This window comes from Methylobacterium sp. J-043, from assembly GCF_022829505.1.
In the GTDB taxonomy this organism is placed as follows: domain Bacteria; phylum Pseudomonadota; class Alphaproteobacteria; order Rhizobiales; family Beijerinckiaceae; genus Methylobacterium; species Methylobacterium extorquens_A.
Genome location: NZ_JAKSYB010000034.1, coordinates 101,760 through 118,880 on the forward strand (window position 1 = coordinate 101,760; position 17,121 = coordinate 118,880).

A 17,121-nucleotide genomic window follows, 5' to 3' on the forward strand; every position below is an offset into this window, starting at 1 on the left:
GTCCGCCCATAGCCGTCTGCCGAGGTACCCTCTCCCCTCGCGGGGAGGCGGGCCGAGGGGTCCACAGCGCCTAGATCCGGGGTCGATGCCGGTGGAGAGACCGTGACGCCAAAACGGAGGGACGGCTTCTCGTGATAAGGAAGCGGCCCCTCCGCGGGACGCCGGGAAACCGGCAAAGTCTCAAACAATCATCCGGAGGTTTCGCGGCGTCCCGCGTCCCCCTCGGGGTTTGTGTCCGATGCGTACCCCGCCGGCCGATCGGCCAGCCGTCCTCCGGGCCTTGAGGCCGCGGGGGGACACGTGTTGTGCGGGTGCTCTTCGACCCGTGAGGGCGTGGGTGGGCGGACGAGGCCGAGCGCGGCGTCTCAACCCCAATCCGTTTGATCCCTTCGGGATGGCGGATTCGGGCTTCGGCGGGATCCCATCGCGCTCGCGCGATGGGGTGCCCTCCTCAGGCGCCGCGCGGGCTGGCTGATCCGGCTCCCCGCTTGGATCGAGCGGAAACCGGATCAGGCCACGCCGGTGCGCAGCAGGTCGTGGTAGTGCACGAGGCCGACGGGGCGGCCCTGGTCCACCACCACGAGGGCGGTGATCTTCATCGCCTCCTGGATCTGCAGCGCCTTGGCGAGCAGGGTCTCGGGGGTGATCGTGCGGGGGTTCTTCGTCATCACCGCCTCGACCGGCAGGCGGTCCAGCCCCTCGCGGGAGAAGACGGCGCGGCGCACGTCGCCGTCGGTGAGGATGCCGGCGAGCGCGCCGTCGGCATCGACCACGAGGACCGAGCCGAACCCCTTGGCGTCGATCTCGGCCACGGCGGCCCGCATCGCGGTGCCGATGGCGACCACGGGCAGGTGCGCCCCGCCATGCATGACCTCGCGCACCTGCCGCAGCGAGGCGCCGAGCCGGCCGCCGGGATGGAACACGGAGAAGTCGCGGGCGGAGAAGCCGCGGGCCTCCAGCAGCGCCACGGCGAGCGCGTCGCCCAGCGCGAGCTGCATCGCCGTCGAGGTGGTCGGCGCGAGCCCGTTCGGGCAGGCCTCCTTGGCCTTCGGCAGCGCGAGGCAGGTGTCGGCCTCGCGCCCCAGCGTCGAGGCGGCGTTGGAGGTGATCGCCACGAGGCCGACGCGGTAGCGCCGTGTGTAGCCGATGATGTCGGCCAGTTCCGTGGTCTCGCCCGACCACGACAGCGCCAGCACCACGTCGTCGGGCTGGATCATGCCGAGATCGCCGTGGCTCGCCTCGGCCGGGTGGACGTAGAGCGCCGGGGTGCCGGTGGAGGCGAAGGTCGCCGCGATCTTGCGGGCGACGTGGCCGGACTTGCCCATGCCGGTGCAGATCACCCGGCCGCGGGCCGCGCCGATGCGCTCGACGGCCTGCGCGAACGGCGCGCCGAGGCCGTTGTCGATCGCCGCCATCAGGCAGGCCAGGCCCTCGCGCTCGGTCTCGATGGTGCGCAGGGCCGAGGCGATGGCGGGCGGGCGCGCCGCCCCGTCCGTCCGGTTCCGGTCCTCGATCCGCTGTGCCAGGGCCATGACGCTGTCGTTTCCGTCTCGAAGCCCGGCGCCGGGCTCTCGCGATTCCTTGCGCGCCCTCTTCACCCGCGACTGTGGCCGCAAGGGGGCTGTGAAGGGGGCTGGCCACAGCGGGACAGGGCCCGCGGCGCCCCGCAACGGCACGTTAACCATGCCCGGTGTAGCTCCGTTAACCATGGGGCGCCGGCCGGACACGGAACGCCGCCCCGTCCACGGGCCGCCGGCCGTATCCAGGGAAAGAGCCTGCCGGTGTCACGCGAGCGGCCGAACGGGGACAAGCACGGGGGGCGCCGCGGGGCGCTCGCTCTGGCGCTGCTCCCCGCCCTGCTCGGGGCCGTTCCCGGCGCCCCTGCCCTGGCGCAGGAGACGCCCGACCCGTCGCAGGCCGAGCCCGCCCCGAGCGCGGCGTCGAACCCGCTGGCGCGCACCGCCTCCGAACCGGCGACCGCGGGCCGCCCGCGCCGCTCCGGCTTCGACGCGCCGACGGCTTTGCGCGGCGCCGGCGCCTTCTCGTCCCCCGCCCCGCTCGGCAGCGGCACGACCACGAATCAAGCGCCCTCCGCCGCCTCCGAGAGCGAGGAGCCGACGGTGGCGCGCCTGCCGCGCTTCCGCAGCGCGACGAGCCTGCCCGGCTCCGCCGCGACGCGGGGCACCCCGGCCCGGCCCTCTCTCCTGCGCCTGCGCGCGGCACCCCCGCGCCGGCTCGGCTCGGCGGTCCGCCAGATCACCCAGACGCGCACGCAGCAGACGATCACGGATCTGCGCCTCTCGCCCGTCATCCAGACACCGGTCTCCGGCGTGCCGCTGCCGACGCCGATCCTCGGGCTCGGCCTGCCGAACGCCACCGGGCTCCTGCTCGGCACGGCGCTGCGCCAGCCGATCCCCGCCGACACCGCCTACGCGCCGCTCGGCATCCGGCTCGGCACCTTCACGCTGCTGCCGGCCTTCACCCAGAGCGTCGGCTACGATTCGAACCCGGACCAGATCGGCGGCACCCGCCTGCGGCCCTCCCTCACGCTCCGCAGCGAGGCGGAGCTGGCGCTGCGCAGCGAGTGGTCGGCCTCCGAACTCACCGCCGAGATGCGCGGCAGCTATCTCGAATATCCGCAGAACCCGGAGGCGAGCCGCCCCAACGCGGTGGGCACCGCGCGGATGCGCATCGACGTCGACCGCGACACCCGCGTCGATCTCGAGACCCGCTTCCTGCTCGACAGCCAGCGCCTCGGCAGCCCGGATCTTGGCGCGGGCGGGGCAACGAGCCGGCCGCTCTTTGCCAGCTACGGCGCGACCGCGGGCGTGCAGGAAAACTTCAACCGGCTGCAACTCTCGCTGCGCGGCTCGATCGACCGCTCGGTCTTCGAGGATGCGCAGCTCGGCAACGGCACCACGATCATCCAGAGCGACCGCGACGCCAACCAGTACGGCCTGCGCCTGCGCGCCGGATACGAGATTTCGCCCGCGATCACGCCCTTCGTCGAGACTTTCCTCGACACCCGTGTCTACGACACGCCGGTGGATCAGTTCGGCCTGCGCCGCGATTCCGACGGCATCGCCTTCACCGCGGGCGCGACGGTGGCGCTCAACAGCACGCTGACGGCGGAGATCTCGGGCGGCCTGCAGCACCGCTCCTACGTCGACCGCACGCTGCAGGACATCAACGCGCCGGTCATCAACGCGGCGCTCGTCTGGTCGGTCTCGCCGCTCACCACGGTGCGGTTCAACCAGCAGACCGGGGTGATCGAGACCGCGGTGCCGGGCTCCAGCGGCGCCTTCACCGACGCCGCCACCCTCGAAGTGCAGCACGACCTCTTGCGCAACCTCTCGATCACGCTGGGCGGCGCCTACCTCTCCACCAACTACGACGGCGTACGCATCCGCGAGCGGGGGTATTCCGCCACCGCCCGGCTCGACTACCGCTTCAACCGCTGGCTCGCGTTCCGCGGCAGCTACATCTACTCGACGCTGGCCAGCACCATCCCGCTCTCGACCTACGAGGCGCACACGGTGCTGCTCGGTGTGCGCGTGAACCCTTGAGGAGAGTGTTCCTCAGCGCGCCATCGAAAGCTGCGCGCCGGACTTCGAGAGCGCACCCTCGAGACCGCCGCCGGCCTGCCGCAGACGCGCGGTGACGGTGCCGCCCGGCTGGTAGAGGTAGACCTCTCCGTCGCGGAAATCCCAGGCCGAGACCTTGGCGAGATCCTTGTTGCCGCAACCTGCGGCCGAGGCCTTGTAGAGGTCGAGCGAAGGCGTGCTCGACAGCGACACCTTGCAACTTCCCGCCGCATCGGTGGCGTTCCACGCGCCCACCACCGAGGAGCGGCCGGTCGCGATAACAGGCGGCGGGGCGGGCGGGGGCGGCGGCTCGATCGCCTGCGAGGGCGCCGCGGCGACGCTCGGGGGCGGCGGCTCGCCCGGCGCGGCGGAGGTACCCGGCGGGGGCGCGAGCGGCTCGCTCGTCACCGTGCCGGCGGGCAGTGCGGGCGTGGCGGGTTCGAGCGCCGCCTGGGGCCGCGGACGCTCGCGGGGCCCCTCGAAGCGGTTGGAGGCGCAGGCGCCGACGCTCGCGGCCAGCGCGAGACAGGCGGCTTTCGACAGGAACCCACGCGTCATCAAAGACCCCTCACCCCAAACACGCAACGGTCGCGCTTGCCCTCAGGGCCAAATGCGCTTGCGGCAAGGCAGGCTGCACGCCGAACTCGGGAAAAGCCGTACACGCCCAGGTTTTTGCGGCGGTGTGGCGGCCCTGCCTCAGTCGATGAGCGCCGCCCGTGGGGGCCGAAATAGCGAGAGCCGCGCCAGGATCTGGCGCGGCTCTCGACCGTCGTCTCGGCGGCTGTATTGCGGCGAGGAAATCAGACCTCGCGCTCGACCATCATCTTCTTGATCTCGGCGATCGCCTTGGCCGGGTTGAGGTTCTTCGGGCAAGTGTTGGCGCAGTTCATGATCGTGTGGCAGCGGTAGAGCCGGAATGGGTCGTGCAGCCCGTCGAGGCGCTCGCCGGTGTTCTCGTCTCGGCTGTCGATCAGCCAGCGATAGGCCTGGAGCAAGGCGGCCGGACCGAGGAACTTGTCGCCGTTCCACCAGTAGCTCGGGCAGCTCGTGGTGCAGCAGGCGCACAGGATGCACTCGTAGAGGCCGTCGAGCCGGGCGCGGTCCTCGGGCGTCTGCTTCCACTCCTTCTCGGGCGCGGGCGTCTCGGTCTGGAGCCAGGGCTCGATCGACGCGTGCTGGGCGTAGAAGTTGGTGAGATCCGGCACGAGGTCCTTCAGGACCGGCATGTGCGGCAGCGGGTAGATCTTCACCGCCCCGTCCTTGTCCTTGCGGGTCAGGAACGGCAGGGCGTTGTCGGGGCTTTTGCACTCGTCGATGCCCATGGTGCAGGCGAGCGCGTTCTGGCCCTCGATGTTCATGGCGCAGGAGCCGCAGATGCCCTCGCGGCAGGAACGGCGGAAGACCAGCGTCGGATCGACCTTGTTCTTGATCCAGAGCAGGGCGTCGAGGACCATCGGCCCGCAATCGTCGCGATCGACCTTGTAGGTGTCGATGCGCGGGTTCTTCCCGTCATCCGGGTTCCAACGATAGATCCGGAATGTCTGGAGGTTCTTGGCGCCGTTCGGCGCCGGCCAGGTCCGGCCTTCGGTGACCTGGGAGTTCTTGGGAAGATTGAACTGGGCCATGTCCTGTGCCTTGTCCCTGTGCCTTTGGGTGCGGCGGCCTTGCGGCGCGCTCCGAGTTTCGAAGATCCTATTGCCGGTCGAGCCAGCCGGTCATGAACCGCTCGGCCTCCGCCTTCGGAGGCTGCTTCGCGGCCGGGCCGGACAGGCGGAACTTCACGAAGCGGCCGCGCAGACCGGTGAGGCAGAGCAGGCTCTCGGTGGGGCCGAGGGCCGGGTGATCGATGGTGAAGGCGCGGCAGGTGAACTTGGCGCCCGCCTCTCCCGGCAGGCGCACCGCGCCGCGATCCTCGCTGCCGCGGTAGATGCCCTGTGCCACCGCCGTCCTGACGTCGCCGGCCGCCTGCGCGAGCTGCCCGGTGACGGCAGGGGAAGACGGCCCGTCGGGGATCTTTGCCACACCGGCATCGTAGACGTAGACGTCCGCCTTCCAGCGCCCGTTCGTGTAGACGACGGAGTAGCCGAGACCCGGCGCGCGGGCCTCGTAATCCGTGCGGGGGCCGCGACTGAAGCCGGCGACTTCGGCCGGGAAGTCGAAGGCCGGTCCCCGCGCCGTTGCCGACACGATCAGCAGCAACCCCGCCGCGGCGGACAGGACGGCCTGCACGAGGCGACGGGAGACCGGGATCATCGCCCCCGCCGCTTCCCGTTCGACCGACTGCGCCGCGGGCTGCATCAGTACACCCGCGCCTTCGGCTCGATGTACTGGATGTCGTTCGACATCGTGTAGGTGTGGACCGGGCGGTAATCGATCTCGACGCCGTGCTTGGATTGGTCGAGCCACGCGAGCGTGTGCTTCATCCACTCCTTGTCGTCGCGGTCGGGGAAGTCTTCGCGGGCATGCGCGCCGCGGCTTTCCTTGCGGTTGACCGCCGATTCCATAGTCACGACCGCCTGACCGATCAGGTTGTCGAATTCCAGGGTCTCGAGCAGATCGGTGTTCCACACCAGCGAACGGTCGGTGATCGCGATGTCGGCGACACCGCGCCAGACGTCGTGGATCAGGCCCTTGCCCTCCTCCAGCACCTCGCCGGTGCGGAAGACGGCGCAGTTGTTCTGCATCGTCCGCTGCATCCGGTCGCGCAACTGCGCGGTCGGAGTGCCGCCGTCGGCGTAGCGGAAGCGGTCGAGGCGTGAGAGCGCCTTGTCGGCCGAGCCCTTCGGCAGTTCCGGCTGACGGGCGTCGGGCTCGACGATGTCGGCGCAGCGCAGACCCGCGGCCCGCCCAAACACCACGAGGTCGATCAGCGAGTTCGAGCCGAGGCGGTTGGCGCCGTGCACCGAGACGCAGGCCGCCTCGCCCAGCGCCATCAGGCCCGGCACCACCGTGTCGGGGTTGCCGTTCTTCAGGGTCAGCACCTCGCCGTGGAAGTTCGTCGGGATGCCGCCCATGTTGTAGTGGACCGTCGGCAGGACCGGGATCGGCTCCTTGGTCACGTCCACGCCCGCGAAGATCTTCGCGCTCTCCGAAATGCCGGGCAGGCGCTCGTGCAGGATCTTCGGGTCGAGGTGGTCGAGGTGCAGGAAGATGTGGTCGCCTTCCTTGCCGACGCCGCGGCCGTCGCGGATCTCCATCGTCATGGAGCGCGAGACCACGTCGCGGGAGGCGAGGTCCTTGGCCGAGGGGGCGTAGCGCTCCATGAAGCGCTCGCCCTCGGAGTTGGTAAGGTAGCCGCCCTCGCCGCGCGCCCCTTCCGTGATGAGGCAGCCGGCGCCGTAGATGCCGGTGGGGTGGAACTGCACGAACTCCATGTCCTGCAGCGGCAGGCCGGCGCGCAGCACCATGGCGTTGCCGTCACCGGTGCAGGTGTGAGCCGAGGTCGCCGAGAAGTAGGCGCGGCCGTAGCCGCCGGTGGCGAGGATGGTCTGCTGGGCGCGGAAGCGGTGGATCTCGCCGGTCGCCTGATCGATCGCCATCACGCCGCGGCAGCGGCCGTCCTCGTCCATGATCAGGTCGAGGGCGAAGTACTCGATGAAGAACTGGGTCTTGTTCTTCACCGCCTGCCCGTAGAGCGTGTGAAGCATGGCATGGCCGGTTCGGTCGGCCGCAGCGCAGGTGCGTTGGGCAGTGCCCTTGCCGTAATCGGTGGTCATGCCGCCGAACGGCCGCTGGTAGATTTTTCCTTCGTCGGTCCGCGAGAACGGGACGCCCCAGTGCTCCAGCTCATACACCGCGGCCGGCGCGTTGCGGACGAGGTACTCGATCGCGTCCTGGTCGCCGAGCCAGTCCGAGCCTTTGACGGTGTCGTACATGTGCCAGCGCCAGTCGTCCGGGCCCATATTGCCGAGCGAGGCGGAGATGCCGCCCTGCGCCGCCACGGTGTGCGAGCGCGTCGGGAACACCTTGGTGATGCAGGCGGTGCGCAGGCCGGCCTGGGAGCAGCCGACCGTGGCGCGCAGGCCCGCGCCGCCGGCGCCGACGATCACCACGTCGAAGGTATGGTCGATGATGGCGTAGGCGGGGGCGCCGCCGTTGGTTCCGTTGGAGGCCATGGCGTGAATCCTTGGTTCCGGGACGACGATCAGGCGAGGCCGCCCAGGCTCACGCGGAGGATCGCGTAGAGGCAGGCGGCGGCCACCGCGACCGCGTAGAAGGTGTTGGCGATGAGCGCCGCGAACTTGAGGCCGTGGCTGTGCACGTAGTCCTCGATGACCGTCTGCATGCCCAGACGCATGTGGATCGTCACCGACACCACGGCCAGGATCAGGATGATCGCAACGAGCGGGTGCGACACCAGCGCGACGGCCTGCGGGTAGGTCCGCCCGGCCATCAGCGCGATGATGACGACGAAGGCGAGCATCAGAAGCGCGTTCGAGGCGCCGGTCAGGCGCTGCAGCCAGAAATGGCCGGCGCCGTGGCCCGATGCGCCCAGCCCCTTCACCCGGGCGCGGGGCGTGCGCATGGAGAGCGCGGTGTTCTGGCGGTTGTCGACCTGGGACATGGGCAAGCCTCAGCGAACGAGCAGGGCGACCGCCCAGATCACGACGGTCAGGATGACGGAGCCGATCAGCGTGGCGCGGGCGAGCGCCAGGCGGCGGTCACGGTCGAAGCCGTAGCCCGCATCCCAGATGAAGTGGCGGAGGCCGCCGAGCATGTGGTGCAGCAGCACCCAGGTATAGGCGAACAGGATGGCGCGCCCGGCCCACGAGCCGAAGAACCACGCTACCGTGTCGTAGGCGCGCGGACCGGAGGCGAGCGCCACCAGCCAGACCGCAACGAGGAAGGTGCCGCCGTAGAGCGCCGTGCCGGTGATGCGGTGGAACACCGACATCGCCATGGTCCAGGTCCAGCGGTAGATCTGGAGATGGGGCGAGAGCGGCTGGGCGACCGTAGGTCTGACGGTAGGGTTCATCGCGGCTCACGATCCTCGCGTCGAAGACTGGATAAATTCCAGGGAAGGGTTAGGGCGGCCGGCTCCGGCCGGCAATGCCGGTGCTGCGGTGCAGCATTGGTCAAGCTGACGATCGCGCGGATCTGTCTCACGCCAGTCTCCCGGTCAGCCTGAACCAGAAATAGGCGAGCGGGGTCGCGATCAGCAGCGAGGCGATGCCCGTGGCGAGGGTGAGTTTGGTCGCATCGGCCAGAGACAGGCGGCCGAGATCCATCGTCATGATGATCGGCGGCGCCTGATAGGGCAGGAACAGCGTCGAGTAGCCGACCACCTGCACCATCAGCACGCCCATCAGGTCGAAGCCGCTGGCCCGCGAGAATTCCTCCGCCAGCGCCGTGTAGAGGGCGGGCGCGCCGTTGGCGGTGGCGGTGAACAGGAAGCCGATCGACAGGCCGGTCAGGGTGGCGAAGTTCTTGGCGGGCGCGCCCGGCTCCAGTGGGGCGACCGAGAGCAGCGCGTGGCCGAGATCGGCTCCGAGCCCGGTCTCGTTGACCACCGCCGTCAGCCCGAACAGGGCGGCGACGTAGAAGCAGGTCCGCAGCGGGATCTCGCCGAAGCTCTGGGACGACAGGACGCCGACGCGCGGCAGCAGGCAGATCACCGCGGCCGCGAGCCCGATCCAGGCCGGCGGGATGCCGTGCCAGCCGTCGCTCAACCAAAGCGCCAGCATCACCGCGAGGATCACCGAGAGGCGCCGCTCCGCAGCCGATAACGGGGGCAGCGGCGGCAGTTCGGGCCGCGTCTCGTCGAGGCGATCGGGAAAGATCAGGATCGTGCAGGCGACGAGCAGCGCGCCCTTGACCAGGCCGAGAACCGGAGCGTGCAGAAACAGGTACGGCAGATAGCTCAGATGGATGTCGAACAGTGTCTCGGCGGTGCCGGCCATGACGAGGTTCGGCACGTTGGCCGGCAGGATCGCCGCCGAGAGCATCGGCGTGGCGACACCGAAGGCGAGCAACGCTCCCGTCCGGCCCGGGCGCCCGGCCTCCAGCCCGAAGGCGTCGCACAGGGCGATGACCACCGGCACCATCAGGGCGATGCGCCCGAGATTGGACGGCATTACGAAGGCCAGCGCGAAGGAGAAGGCGACGAGGCCCGCGACGAATCCCGGATAGGAAGCCGGCAGCCGCGCCGCCAGCATCCGCGCGAGGCGGTCGCCCAGCCCGGTGCGGTTCATGGCGAGCCCGACCACCATGCCGCTCGTCACCAGCCAGAAGGCGGCGGAGGCAAAGCCCGAAAACACCGTCTGCGCCGGGGCGAGCTTGAGCAGCATCGCCAGCGCGAAGAACATCAGCGCGGTGACGATCTCGGCGACGAGCCCGGTCGCCCACAGCCCCATGCACAGCACGAGCAGGCCCCCGGCCGCGACGACCGTGCCTTGTGCTCCGAGAATGCTGGCGGTTGCCGCGCTCATGGGCGCGCTTCAAACGCGAATTGGAAGCGTTCGCAATTCGGCTTTCGTGGTGGGTGCCTTCGCCACTCGCGAAGGCGGGTGCCAGTCTCACGCTCTCGTGATAGGCTTCATCACCCTTCCTCGCTCCATCCCACGCGAATGCGGGCCTGAGAGCGCCTTGTCGAATTCAACCTGTGATGCGCTTCGATCTAGTCGATCTGAACCTGTTCCGCCACGTCGTCGAGGCCGGTTCGATCACCCATGGGGCCGAGCGGGCGAACCTCGCGCTTGCCGCCGCCTCGGCGCGGGTGCGGGCGATGGAGGCGTCGCTCGGCGCGGCTCTCCTCCTGCGCGGGCGCCAGGGCGTGACGGTGACGCCCGCCGGCCGCACCCTGCTGGCGCATGCCCGCGAGATCATGGGCCAGATCGAGCGGCTGCAAGGCGATCTCTCTGTGTTCGCAGGCGGCGCGGTCGGCCAGATCCGGGTTCTGTCGAACACCAATGCGCTCACCGAATTCCTGCCCGAGGCGCTCTCCGCCTACCTCGCCCTGCACACCCGCGTCAGCGTCGATATCGAGGAGCGGACATCCGACGAGATCGTCGGCATGGTCGCCGACGGGGCGGCCGATCTCGGCATCGTCGCGGGCACCGTCGATACCGGCACGCTCCAGACCTTCCCCTTCCGCCACGATCGCTTCGTCGTGGTGGTCGCCGCCGGCCACCCGCTCGCGGGCCGCGACAGCCTCGGCTTCGCGGAGGTGCTGGAGCATGACCTCGTCGGCCTCGACCGGCCGAGCGCGCTGACCCGCTTCCTCGCGGCCAAGGCCGCCCGCATCGGCCGGCCGATGCGGCTGCGGGTGCAGTTGCGCAGCTTCGATGCGGTCTGCCGCCTCGTGGAATGCGGCGTCGGCCTCGGCATCGTGCCGGAGACCACGGCGCGGCGGGCCAAGCGCACCATGGGCATCGCGCCCGTCCCGCTGGAGGATCCCTGGGCGGCGCGCGACCTCAAGCTCTGCCTGCGGGATCTCGCAGGCCTGCCGCCCTTCGCGCAGGATTTCGTGGCGCATCTGCGTGCGGCTGACGCCTGAGGCGCCGTCGGATCAGGTGCCGGCGAGCGTGTCGACCAAGAGCTTCACATTCAGCACCACGATGATGCCGGCGATGACCCAGGACAGCCCCTTCAGCCAGCCGGGGATCACGAGAGGGCCCATCAGCCGCCGGTCGGAGACGAAGCGCACCAGCGGGATCACCGCGAACGGCAGTTGCATCGACAGCACCACCTGGCTCAGCACGAGGAGCCGGGCCGTGCCCTGCTCGCCGTAGAGCGCGGTGACGACCACGACGGGAACGATGGCGATGCCACGCGTCACCAGCCGCCGGGCGAAGGGCGGCAGGCGCAGCCGCAGGAAGCCTTCCATCACGATCTGGCCGGCGAGCGTGGCGGTCACCGTCGAGTTGAGGCCGGACGCCAGGAGCGCCACGGCGAACAGCGTCGAGGCGAGGCCGACGCCGAGGAGCGGCGAGAGCAGCTCGTAGGCCTGCTCGATCTCCTCGACATCGGTGCGCCCGCCCGCATGGAACACGGAGGCGGCCATGATCAGGATCGCGGCGTTGACGAACAAAGCGAGCATCAGCGCCACCGTCGAATCGGTGACGGCGAAGCGCAGGGCCTCGCGCCGGCCTTCATCGGTGCGGGGATAGGCGCGCGTCTGCACGATCGAGGAATGGAGGTAGAGGTTGTGCGGCATCACCGTCGCGCCGATGATGCCGATGGCGATGTAGAGCGCGGCTGGGTTGGTCACGATCTCCCGCGAGGGCACGAAGCCGCCGAGCACCGCCTGGATCGGCGGCGCGGCCATCGCGATCTGCAGGCCGAAGCAGACGAAGATGATCGTCAGGAGGCCGATCACGAAGGCCTCCAGCGCTCGAAAACCCCGGCGCAGCAGCAGCAGCACCACGAACACGTCGAGGGCCGTGAGGATGGCGCCCAGCGTCAGCGGGATGCCGAACAGGAGCTTGAGGGCGATGGCCGTGCCGATCACCTCGGCGAGGTCGCAGGCGATGATCGCCGCCTCGCAGATCAGCCACAGGGCGATGGAGACGGGCCGGGAGGTCCGCTCGCGGCAGGCCTGGGCGAGGTCGAGGCCGGTGGCGATGCCGAGCCGCGCGGCCAGCGCCTGCAGCACGATCGCCATCAGGTTCGAGAGCAGGATGACGGAGAGCAGCGTGTAGCCGAACTGGGCGCCGCCGGCGATGTCGGTGGCCCAGTTGCCCGGGTCCATGTAGCCGACCGAGATCATGTAGCCCGGCCCGATGAAGGCGAAGAGACGCCAGAGCCAGGAGCCGCCCGCCCGCACCGGCACGCTGCCGTTGAGCGCGCCGAGGCTCGGTTCCGCAGGGGCTTGCCCGGGCGGTGCCGGCCGAACCTGATCCATCACCGCTTCCATTCGCATCGGGGGCCTGTGTCCCCTGCCCCTCGCTCCGACGGAGCGGGCCGGCAGGAGAGCCGTGCGCGCCATCAATGCCCGCACGCACGACATAGCCTTATAGCCTCAGCTATAAAGCTGTGCCGAAGCTGAGATCAAGGGCCTTCCAGCCGGGTTCCCGGCCGTGGGGCGCATAGGTTAAACACGTCGGCACGGTACCTACGAGACACCGGGCGGATCGATCGCGCTTGCCGTCGCATCTGCCGCGGCACGATCCGTGCGCCGGGTGTTTCGCGAAGCCGTTTGACGACCCTACGAGGCGTGCGCCAATCAGGCCGCGCCCGAAATGGAGGAGCCCGCCGCCTCATGCAGGACGCATCGCGAGATATGGGGCGAGAGATGGGGCAGAAGCCGGCACCCGAGGCGCACCCGGCGGGCGCGGATGCTCCGCTCGTCGATGCGGAGGTCCATGTCGAGAGCTTCCGCCAGGCCCGCGAGGCGCGCCGTCTCGAACTCGTCGAGGATTACGTCGAGCTGATCGCCGACCTGATCGGCGATGGCGGCGAGGCCCGGCAGGTCGATATCGCCGCCCGCCTCGGCGTGGCCCAGCCGACGGTCGCCAAGATGCTCAAGCGGCTCGCCGAGGACGGCCTCGTGCAGCAGCGGCCCTATCGCGGCGTGTTCCTTACCCCGGCGGGGCAGGCTTTGGCCGAACAGTCGCGGGAGCGCCACCGCATCGTCGAGCGCTTCCTGCGCGCCGTTGGCGTCAGTGCCGAGACGGCGCGGCGCGACGCGGAGGGGATCGAGCACCATGTCAGCGCCGAGACGCTGGAAGCGTTCCGCCGCTTCGCCGACGCGAAGCTGTAAGCTTCGATCCCGACCGCGCCGCGCGCGTCCCACCCTCCCTCTCGACGTGCTTCCGAGGACCCGACCCGATGGACCAGACCCAGCAACTGACGGCGCTCGCCGCCGTCAGCGCCCGGCACGACGCGGCGGTAACGAACCTCGCCGAAGGGCTCGCCGAACTCGGCGCCAAGCAGGTGGCCCACCAGATGGCGGTGGGCTTCCTGGCCAGCGTGCTGCGTTCGATCGATTCCGATCACTACGACGAGCGCCTCGAAGGCTACCTCGCCATGCTGCGCGACGTGCTGTTCCGCGACGATCCGGATGCGGTGCTCGCAACGACCGTTCTGGAGACGATCGAGCGCTCCTTACGTCCCGCGCAGGATCAGGAAGAGACCTGAGGTCGCCGCCCCGCAGCCTGTGAACGTGAACATTGCCCCGCGTCGCGCCTTGGTCGCTGCTGCAGGGCATGGCACCATGCCCCCATGGCTGACCGGAACGACCATCCCTACTCCATCGATGTGAGACCCTGCTGGCGGCGTCCGGGCCGCTTCGTCTGCTCCATCGTCGAGAAGGGGGAGCCACGGCGCTACGCCGCCCAGAGCTACGCGACCTTCGACGAGGCTCGCCGCGCCGCTCAGACGCGGCTTCGCCAACTCGTCTTCGAATGGCAACTCGTCGGCTCCTGACCGGCTCTCCTCGGAAGCGGGCCGTGGGCATTGCCGCCCTCCGCTTCGGCGCTACTCGGCGTCGGCGGTCTGCGCGTACTGAACCAGGGCGGCCATCTGCGCCGGCGCCCGGAACACCCGTCCGTCGCTGGTCTCCACGTAGACCTCCGAGGCGCCCATGCTCGCAAAGGTCATGGCCCGCTCGGCGGCCCTCGCCCCGAGGGCGTGCGGTTCCATGGAAGGACCCGAAGGGGCGGTCCAGTGAACGGTATAGCGCATGACGTTCTCCTGTTCGGTGCACGAAGATAGGGCCGCCGCTCATGGATCGCGAGCCGTCCCGAAGTCGAACGTGTCGCGGATCGGAGGCTTCGCGAGGCCTCTTCGGCGATCGTGATGTCGGGGGCATCACCGCTGCCCGGCGAGCGGTATATCGGGTCCGGCCGATCAAATCTGCACCATAATGCCGAAGAGATGGCTCCTTGAGGCTTGCTGCGCGTTCCCCGGCTTGAAGCGCTTCGCGCTGCGAACGGGAGAACGTCATGAGGAAGCCGGAGAAGCCGGGTGCAGACGCCGACAAGACGCACAAGGGCGGCGCACTCGGAAACATCGACGAGCAGACGGGTCACCCCGGCAAAGGCACGTCCGGGGCGACGCTCAAGCCCGAGGACAACCCCGATCCCTCGAAGGATTTCAAGCCGGAGACACCGGACGACCGGCAGTCGAAACGCTGATTGCGGAACGTACGCCTGCGGGTCTAACGCGGTGTCGATGTCCGCAACGGCTCACGCATAGCGCGGGAAGCAGGTCACTTGCACTCGGCTATTCTTTGAGCCCTCAAGGAGAATAGCCGAAGTGAGGGCGTGAAATGCGGTGAACCCACGATTTGCTCCGGAGGTTCTCTCAGTATCCTCGCTCGACGTTTCCTGAAGGGATCGATGCGGTGCCGCAATAGGAACGGGTTAAACGGCTTTTATATTAAGAAGGCTGCCCTCCCGACCCTGCCATCGGAAGACATTACTTGCAAAGCAACGGTCATGGTTGAGGGTGAGAGCGGGCCCACGCCACTCCAAGATGGCCAAGTGAGCAAGGGATCCTGACAAATGAGGGCCGGCATCTCGCCGACCCTCCCAAGCTCATCTCGCCGTGAATCGGTCAGCGACCGCTCGCCGCACCACCGGCACCGCTGGTGCCTGTACCAGTGCCCATGCTGCCGCCGGACGTGCCGCCAGCGGCACCAGGCGCCGCCGGGGCCATGCCGGTCCCGGTCGTGCTGCCGGTCGTCGATCCCGTTGCGCGCTCCATGCTCTTGTCGGAATTGCTCTTCACGCTGCCTGGGTTATTCATGTTGCCCTCCGCACTTCCGCCGCCGGAAGGGGTTTGAGCCAGAGCGGCTCCCGAAAAGGCGAGTGTCAGCGCTGTGGCAAGCGCGATTGTCTTGGTCTGCATGGTCGTTTCCATCCCTGTTCGTCGTTGAGCAGGATCAACGCCGGGGTTGCCCGGTTCGTTCAGGCCACCGCCCGAATCGCCCCAGCGCGATGGGATCCCGCTGACGCCCAAATCCGCCATCCCGAAGGGATCAACCGGATTCGGTCTGAGATCTCCGCCAGTCAGCGAAGCGTCGGAGACTCGTCTGGCTTGAGCGGCCGCTCTTCACCCTCGGAACCACCGGTCGAAACGTGGGAGTTCAGCCGCTCCAAGTGCTCGAAGACGTGTTCGAAAGCGCGTGTCACAGCCGTTTCGAAGGACCCGTCCTGCCTGCCCTGAGCCGCTCTGACGGCACTGAGGAGTTCGTGATGCTTTTGGGTGTCGCTCGACATGGCGTTCCTCGCTTGCGGGTGGGATGCGATACCGAGCCAAACCTCGGCGGCAGGCTCGGTTCCGGGGCTGTTCGATCGCCTCTGCGCCTCAGCCGGCCGGCGGAACGAGAATGTACTGGCCCACGAAGGGATCGCTCTGGCTGTTCACGCCCGTGCATCCGTAGGGATGTTCGCCCGCCGCCATCGTCCTGAACTTGAGCGTGGCTTTGCCGTTCAGCTTGATGGTGTACCCCTTTTCGCTCGCGGAGTGGCCCTGGTTACCGTCCACATGCTGCACGAGGCCGTTCTCGAACTGGCCATCCATGGTCAGGGTCACGGGCTGGTCGGCTTTGTTGATCACCCGTAGCTCGGCATTCGTATTCGCGGGCAAGCGAAGCTCGGCGGGCGCGCAGACGATCTTGCCATCCTTTTTTTCCATCGTCAGTTCCATCACGGGCTGCCCGTCAGAGGCTGGCGGGGGCAGCGGCTTTCCTTCCGCATGGGCGAGGTTGGCGGACAGCATGAGGCACAGGGTGCCCAGCGTTCTTACGGCGTATCGTCTCACATCGATCTCCTTGGGAGTTGGAGGGGCAAGGCGAACGCCGACGGCCTGTTCCTGGACGTGACGCCGCAGGCTGCCCCAGGGCGGGGCAGGTTCGTGGCATCCGTCGACTGGCAGGGCACGAAGCCGGGCGGGCAACCGCGGGATTTCTGCCTGATCTCACGATGAAGGCGCTGCCGGACTTGGTGCGTGCCAGGGTCCGTTTACCGCCCTCGGCAGACAGCTCAGGCCTCCGGCGCGCGTAGGCTCATCCATCTAACGCCGAGATAGGTCAGAATCGCGGTGGCGGAGGCGAACGGCATGGCCACGATCACCGCCGCCAGCGCCTCGTTGCCGATCAGCGCGGCCAGTGCGTCCCGCAGGGCGATCAGAAACAGGACCAGCGCGGTGAGGACCAGCAGCAGCGCCCCGCCGAACAGCAGAACAAGCAGGGCAAGCACACGGAGGTTGCCGCGGACCTCCGTTCGCGCCAGCCGGAGCAGCTTGCCGAGGTGGGTGCCGGCCTCGCGTATCGCGACGAGGATCAGGACGGCGGTGGTGCGAGGATCTTCGCCCGGCTGACCTTTTTGATTGGTCTGTTCGTTCAAGGGTGTGTCCTCACCGTTCCCCGAGCCTCTCGTCCTTCGCAGGCACGAGAGTCCGCGCGGTCCTCAAAGCGGCCCGCGGCCTACAGCTAGCGCGAAGCTTCCGCAGGGCGACATCCGGACCGGCAGCGCTCGCGACAAAGGTTCGCCGCCGGTGCGCCCCGCGACAGTCGTCGCGCATTGAGCCGCGCGAATCAGGTGCTTACCGGCCGTTCGCGTTTCGGAGCGGAGCGGCCGGCCGCGTTGCCGAG

Annotated in this window: 19 protein-coding genes; 6 read left to right on the forward strand and 13 right to left on the reverse strand. The window is 69.1% G+C overall.

Features of this window, described 5'->3' with window-relative positions; genetic code table 11:
• Positions 1 to 509: 509 nt before the first annotated feature.
• Positions 510 to 1,532: a KpsF/GutQ family sugar-phosphate isomerase gene (locus MKK50_RS07170; protein WP_253370524.1), complete on the reverse strand. Its 1,023-nt coding sequence runs from the start codon at positions 1,530 to 1,532 to the stop codon at positions 510 to 512.
• 249 nt (positions 1,533 to 1,781) lie between these two features.
• Here MKK50_RS07170 and MKK50_RS07175 point away from each other — a divergent pair, with 249 nt between their 5' ends.
• Entirely contained in the window at positions 1,782 to 3,566 is a 1,785-nt protein-coding gene (locus MKK50_RS07175; protein WP_499021383.1) for an outer membrane beta-barrel protein, read from the forward strand.
• Positions 3,567 to 3,578: 12 nt separating this feature from the next.
• On the opposite strand, the gene MKK50_RS07180 is transcribed toward MKK50_RS07175, so the two are convergent.
• From MKK50_RS07180 to MKK50_RS07210, 7 genes are all read right to left on the reverse strand, one after another.
• Complete coding sequence (locus tag MKK50_RS07180; protein ID WP_499021385.1) at positions 3,579 to 4,142, reverse strand: AprI/Inh family metalloprotease inhibitor; 564 nt, start codon at positions 4,140 to 4,142, stop codon at positions 3,579 to 3,581.
• A 242-nt stretch (positions 4,143 to 4,384) separates the two neighbouring features.
• Positions 4,385 to 5,209 (reverse strand): succinate dehydrogenase iron-sulfur subunit, encoded by an 825-nt coding sequence (locus tag MKK50_RS07185; protein ID WP_499021386.1) that lies wholly within the window; start codon positions 5,207 to 5,209, stop codon positions 4,385 to 4,387.
• Positions 5,210 to 5,276: 67 nt separating this feature from the next.
• Positions 5,277 to 5,837: a hypothetical protein gene (locus MKK50_RS07190; protein ID WP_499021597.1), complete on the reverse strand. Its 561-nt coding sequence runs from the start codon at positions 5,835 to 5,837 to the stop codon at positions 5,277 to 5,279.
• 44 nt (positions 5,838 to 5,881) lie between these two features.
• Positions 5,882 to 7,699, reverse strand: a complete 1,818-nt coding sequence (gene sdhA, locus MKK50_RS07195; protein ID WP_253370533.1) for a succinate dehydrogenase flavoprotein subunit — start codon at positions 7,697 to 7,699, stop codon at positions 5,882 to 5,884.
• A 29-nt stretch (positions 7,700 to 7,728) separates the two neighbouring features.
• Positions 7,729 to 8,148, reverse strand: coding sequence for a succinate dehydrogenase, hydrophobic membrane anchor protein (sdhD, locus tag MKK50_RS07200; RefSeq protein ID WP_004446649.1), 420 nt, complete (start codon positions 8,146 to 8,148; stop codon positions 7,729 to 7,731).
• A 9-nt stretch (positions 8,149 to 8,157) separates the two neighbouring features.
• A complete protein-coding gene (gene sdhC / locus MKK50_RS07205; RefSeq protein ID WP_253370535.1) occupies positions 8,158 to 8,559 on the reverse strand; it encodes a succinate dehydrogenase, cytochrome b556 subunit in 402 nt (133 codons plus the stop codon).
• A gap of 127 nt (positions 8,560 to 8,686) precedes the next feature.
• Positions 8,687 to 10,012, reverse strand: coding sequence for an SLC13 family permease (locus MKK50_RS07210; protein WP_499021389.1), 1,326 nt, complete (start codon positions 10,010 to 10,012; stop codon positions 8,687 to 8,689).
• 176 nt (positions 10,013 to 10,188) lie between these two features.
• Between MKK50_RS07210 and MKK50_RS07215 the strand changes: the two genes are divergently transcribed.
• Positions 10,189 to 11,079 (forward strand): LysR family transcriptional regulator, encoded by an 891-nt coding sequence (locus MKK50_RS07215; protein ID WP_499021390.1) that lies wholly within the window; start codon positions 10,189 to 10,191, stop codon positions 11,077 to 11,079.
• A 12-nt stretch (positions 11,080 to 11,091) separates the two neighbouring features.
• Here MKK50_RS07215 and MKK50_RS07220 read toward each other — a convergent pair whose 3' ends face one another.
• On the reverse strand, positions 11,092 to 12,426 hold the full coding sequence (locus MKK50_RS07220) for an Nramp family divalent metal transporter (RefSeq protein ID WP_499021392.1): 1,335 nt from the start codon (positions 12,424 to 12,426) through the stop codon (positions 11,092 to 11,094).
• 390 nt (positions 12,427 to 12,816) lie between these two features.
• Here MKK50_RS07220 and mntR point away from each other — a divergent pair, with 390 nt between their 5' ends.
• The 3 genes from mntR to MKK50_RS07235 all read left to right on the forward strand — a co-directional run bounded on the left by mntR (position 12,817) and on the right by MKK50_RS07235 (position 13,949).
• The gene (mntR, locus tag MKK50_RS07225) at positions 12,817 to 13,284 is read left to right on the forward strand and encodes a manganese-binding transcriptional regulator MntR (protein ID WP_253374019.1); all 468 of its coding nucleotides are present in this window, start codon (positions 12,817 to 12,819) and stop codon (positions 13,282 to 13,284) included.
• 68 nt (positions 13,285 to 13,352) lie between these two features.
• Positions 13,353 to 13,661 carry a hypothetical protein gene (locus MKK50_RS07230; RefSeq protein WP_253370543.1) on the forward strand — a complete coding sequence of 103 codons (309 nt, stop codon included), beginning with the start codon at positions 13,353 to 13,355 and terminating at the stop codon, positions 13,659 to 13,661.
• An 84-nt stretch (positions 13,662 to 13,745) separates the two neighbouring features.
• Positions 13,746 to 13,949, forward strand: coding sequence for a hypothetical protein (locus MKK50_RS07235; protein ID WP_499021394.1), 204 nt, complete (start codon positions 13,746 to 13,748; stop codon positions 13,947 to 13,949).
• A 51-nt stretch (positions 13,950 to 14,000) separates the two neighbouring features.
• Here the strand turns inward: MKK50_RS07235 and MKK50_RS07240 are convergent, their stop codons facing one another.
• Complete coding sequence (locus MKK50_RS07240) at positions 14,001 to 14,207, reverse strand: hypothetical protein (protein ID WP_253370547.1); 207 nt, start codon at positions 14,205 to 14,207, stop codon at positions 14,001 to 14,003.
• A gap of 260 nt (positions 14,208 to 14,467) precedes the next feature.
• On the opposite strand from MKK50_RS07240, the gene MKK50_RS07245 reads away from it, so the two are divergent.
• Positions 14,468 to 14,659: a hypothetical protein gene (locus MKK50_RS07245; protein WP_499021396.1), complete on the forward strand. Its 192-nt coding sequence runs from the start codon at positions 14,468 to 14,470 to the stop codon at positions 14,657 to 14,659.
• A gap of 421 nt (positions 14,660 to 15,080) precedes the next feature.
• Here the strand turns inward: MKK50_RS07245 and MKK50_RS07250 are convergent, their stop codons facing one another.
• The 3 genes from MKK50_RS07250 to MKK50_RS07260 form a co-directional block, all read right to left on the reverse strand.
• A complete protein-coding gene (locus tag MKK50_RS07250) occupies positions 15,081 to 15,374 on the reverse strand; it encodes a hypothetical protein (RefSeq protein ID WP_499021600.1) in 294 nt (97 codons plus the stop codon).
• A gap of 459 nt (positions 15,375 to 15,833) precedes the next feature.
• Positions 15,834 to 16,289 (reverse strand): cupredoxin domain-containing protein, encoded by a 456-nt coding sequence (locus MKK50_RS07255; RefSeq protein WP_499021397.1) that lies wholly within the window; start codon positions 16,287 to 16,289, stop codon positions 15,834 to 15,836.
• A gap of 221 nt (positions 16,290 to 16,510) precedes the next feature.
• Positions 16,511 to 16,873: a phage holin family protein gene (locus MKK50_RS07260; RefSeq protein WP_499021399.1), complete on the reverse strand. Its 363-nt coding sequence runs from the start codon at positions 16,871 to 16,873 to the stop codon at positions 16,511 to 16,513.
• Positions 16,874 to 17,121: the final 248 nt, after the last annotated feature.

What these genes read in the sequence shown, in the direction of transcription:
- MKK50_RS07170 (WP_253370524.1), bottom strand. Translation starts at nt 1,532, where the DNA reads ATGGCCCTGGCACAGCGGATCGAGGACCGGAACCGGACGGACGGGGCG.
- MKK50_RS07180 (WP_499021385.1), bottom strand. Translation starts at nt 4,142, where the DNA reads ATGACGCGTGGGTTCCTGTCGAAAGCCGCCTGTCTCGCGCTGGCCGCG.
- MKK50_RS07185 (WP_499021386.1), bottom strand. Translation starts at nt 5,209, where the DNA reads ATGGCCCAGTTCAATCTTCCCAAGAACTCCCAGGTCACCGAAGGCCGG.
- MKK50_RS07190 (WP_499021597.1), bottom strand. Translation starts at nt 5,837, where the DNA reads ATGATCCCGGTCTCCCGTCGCCTCGTGCAGGCCGTCCTGTCCGCCGCG.
- sdhA (WP_253370533.1), bottom strand. Translation starts at nt 7,699, where the DNA reads ATGGCCTCCAACGGAACCAACGGCGGCGCCCCCGCCTACGCCATCATC.
- sdhD (WP_004446649.1), bottom strand. Translation starts at nt 8,148, where the DNA reads ATGTCCCAGGTCGACAACCGCCAGAACACCGCGCTCTCCATGCGCACG.
- sdhC (WP_253370535.1), bottom strand. Translation starts at nt 8,559, where the DNA reads ATGAACCCTACCGTCAGACCTACGGTCGCCCAGCCGCTCTCGCCCCAT.
- MKK50_RS07210 (WP_499021389.1), bottom strand. Translation starts at nt 10,012, where the DNA reads ATGAGCGCGGCAACCGCCAGCATTCTCGGAGCACAAGGCACGGTCGTC.
- MKK50_RS07215 (WP_499021390.1), top strand. Translation starts at nt 10,189, where the DNA reads ATGCGCTTCGATCTAGTCGATCTGAACCTGTTCCGCCACGTCGTCGAG.
- MKK50_RS07220 (WP_499021392.1), bottom strand. Translation starts at nt 12,426, where the DNA reads ATGGATCAGGTTCGGCCGGCACCGCCCGGGCAAGCCCCTGCGGAACCG.
- mntR (WP_253374019.1), top strand. Translation starts at nt 12,817, where the DNA reads ATGGGGCAGAAGCCGGCACCCGAGGCGCACCCGGCGGGCGCGGATGCT.
- MKK50_RS07230 (WP_253370543.1), top strand. Translation starts at nt 13,353, where the DNA reads ATGGACCAGACCCAGCAACTGACGGCGCTCGCCGCCGTCAGCGCCCGG.
- MKK50_RS07235 (WP_499021394.1), top strand. Translation starts at nt 13,746, where the DNA reads ATGGCTGACCGGAACGACCATCCCTACTCCATCGATGTGAGACCCTGC.
- MKK50_RS07240 (WP_253370547.1), bottom strand. Translation starts at nt 14,207, where the DNA reads ATGCGCTATACCGTTCACTGGACCGCCCCTTCGGGTCCTTCCATGGAA.
- MKK50_RS07245 (WP_499021396.1), top strand. Translation starts at nt 14,468, where the DNA reads ATGAGGAAGCCGGAGAAGCCGGGTGCAGACGCCGACAAGACGCACAAG.
- MKK50_RS07250 (WP_499021600.1), bottom strand. Translation starts at nt 15,374, where the DNA reads ATGCAGACCAAGACAATCGCGCTTGCCACAGCGCTGACACTCGCCTTT.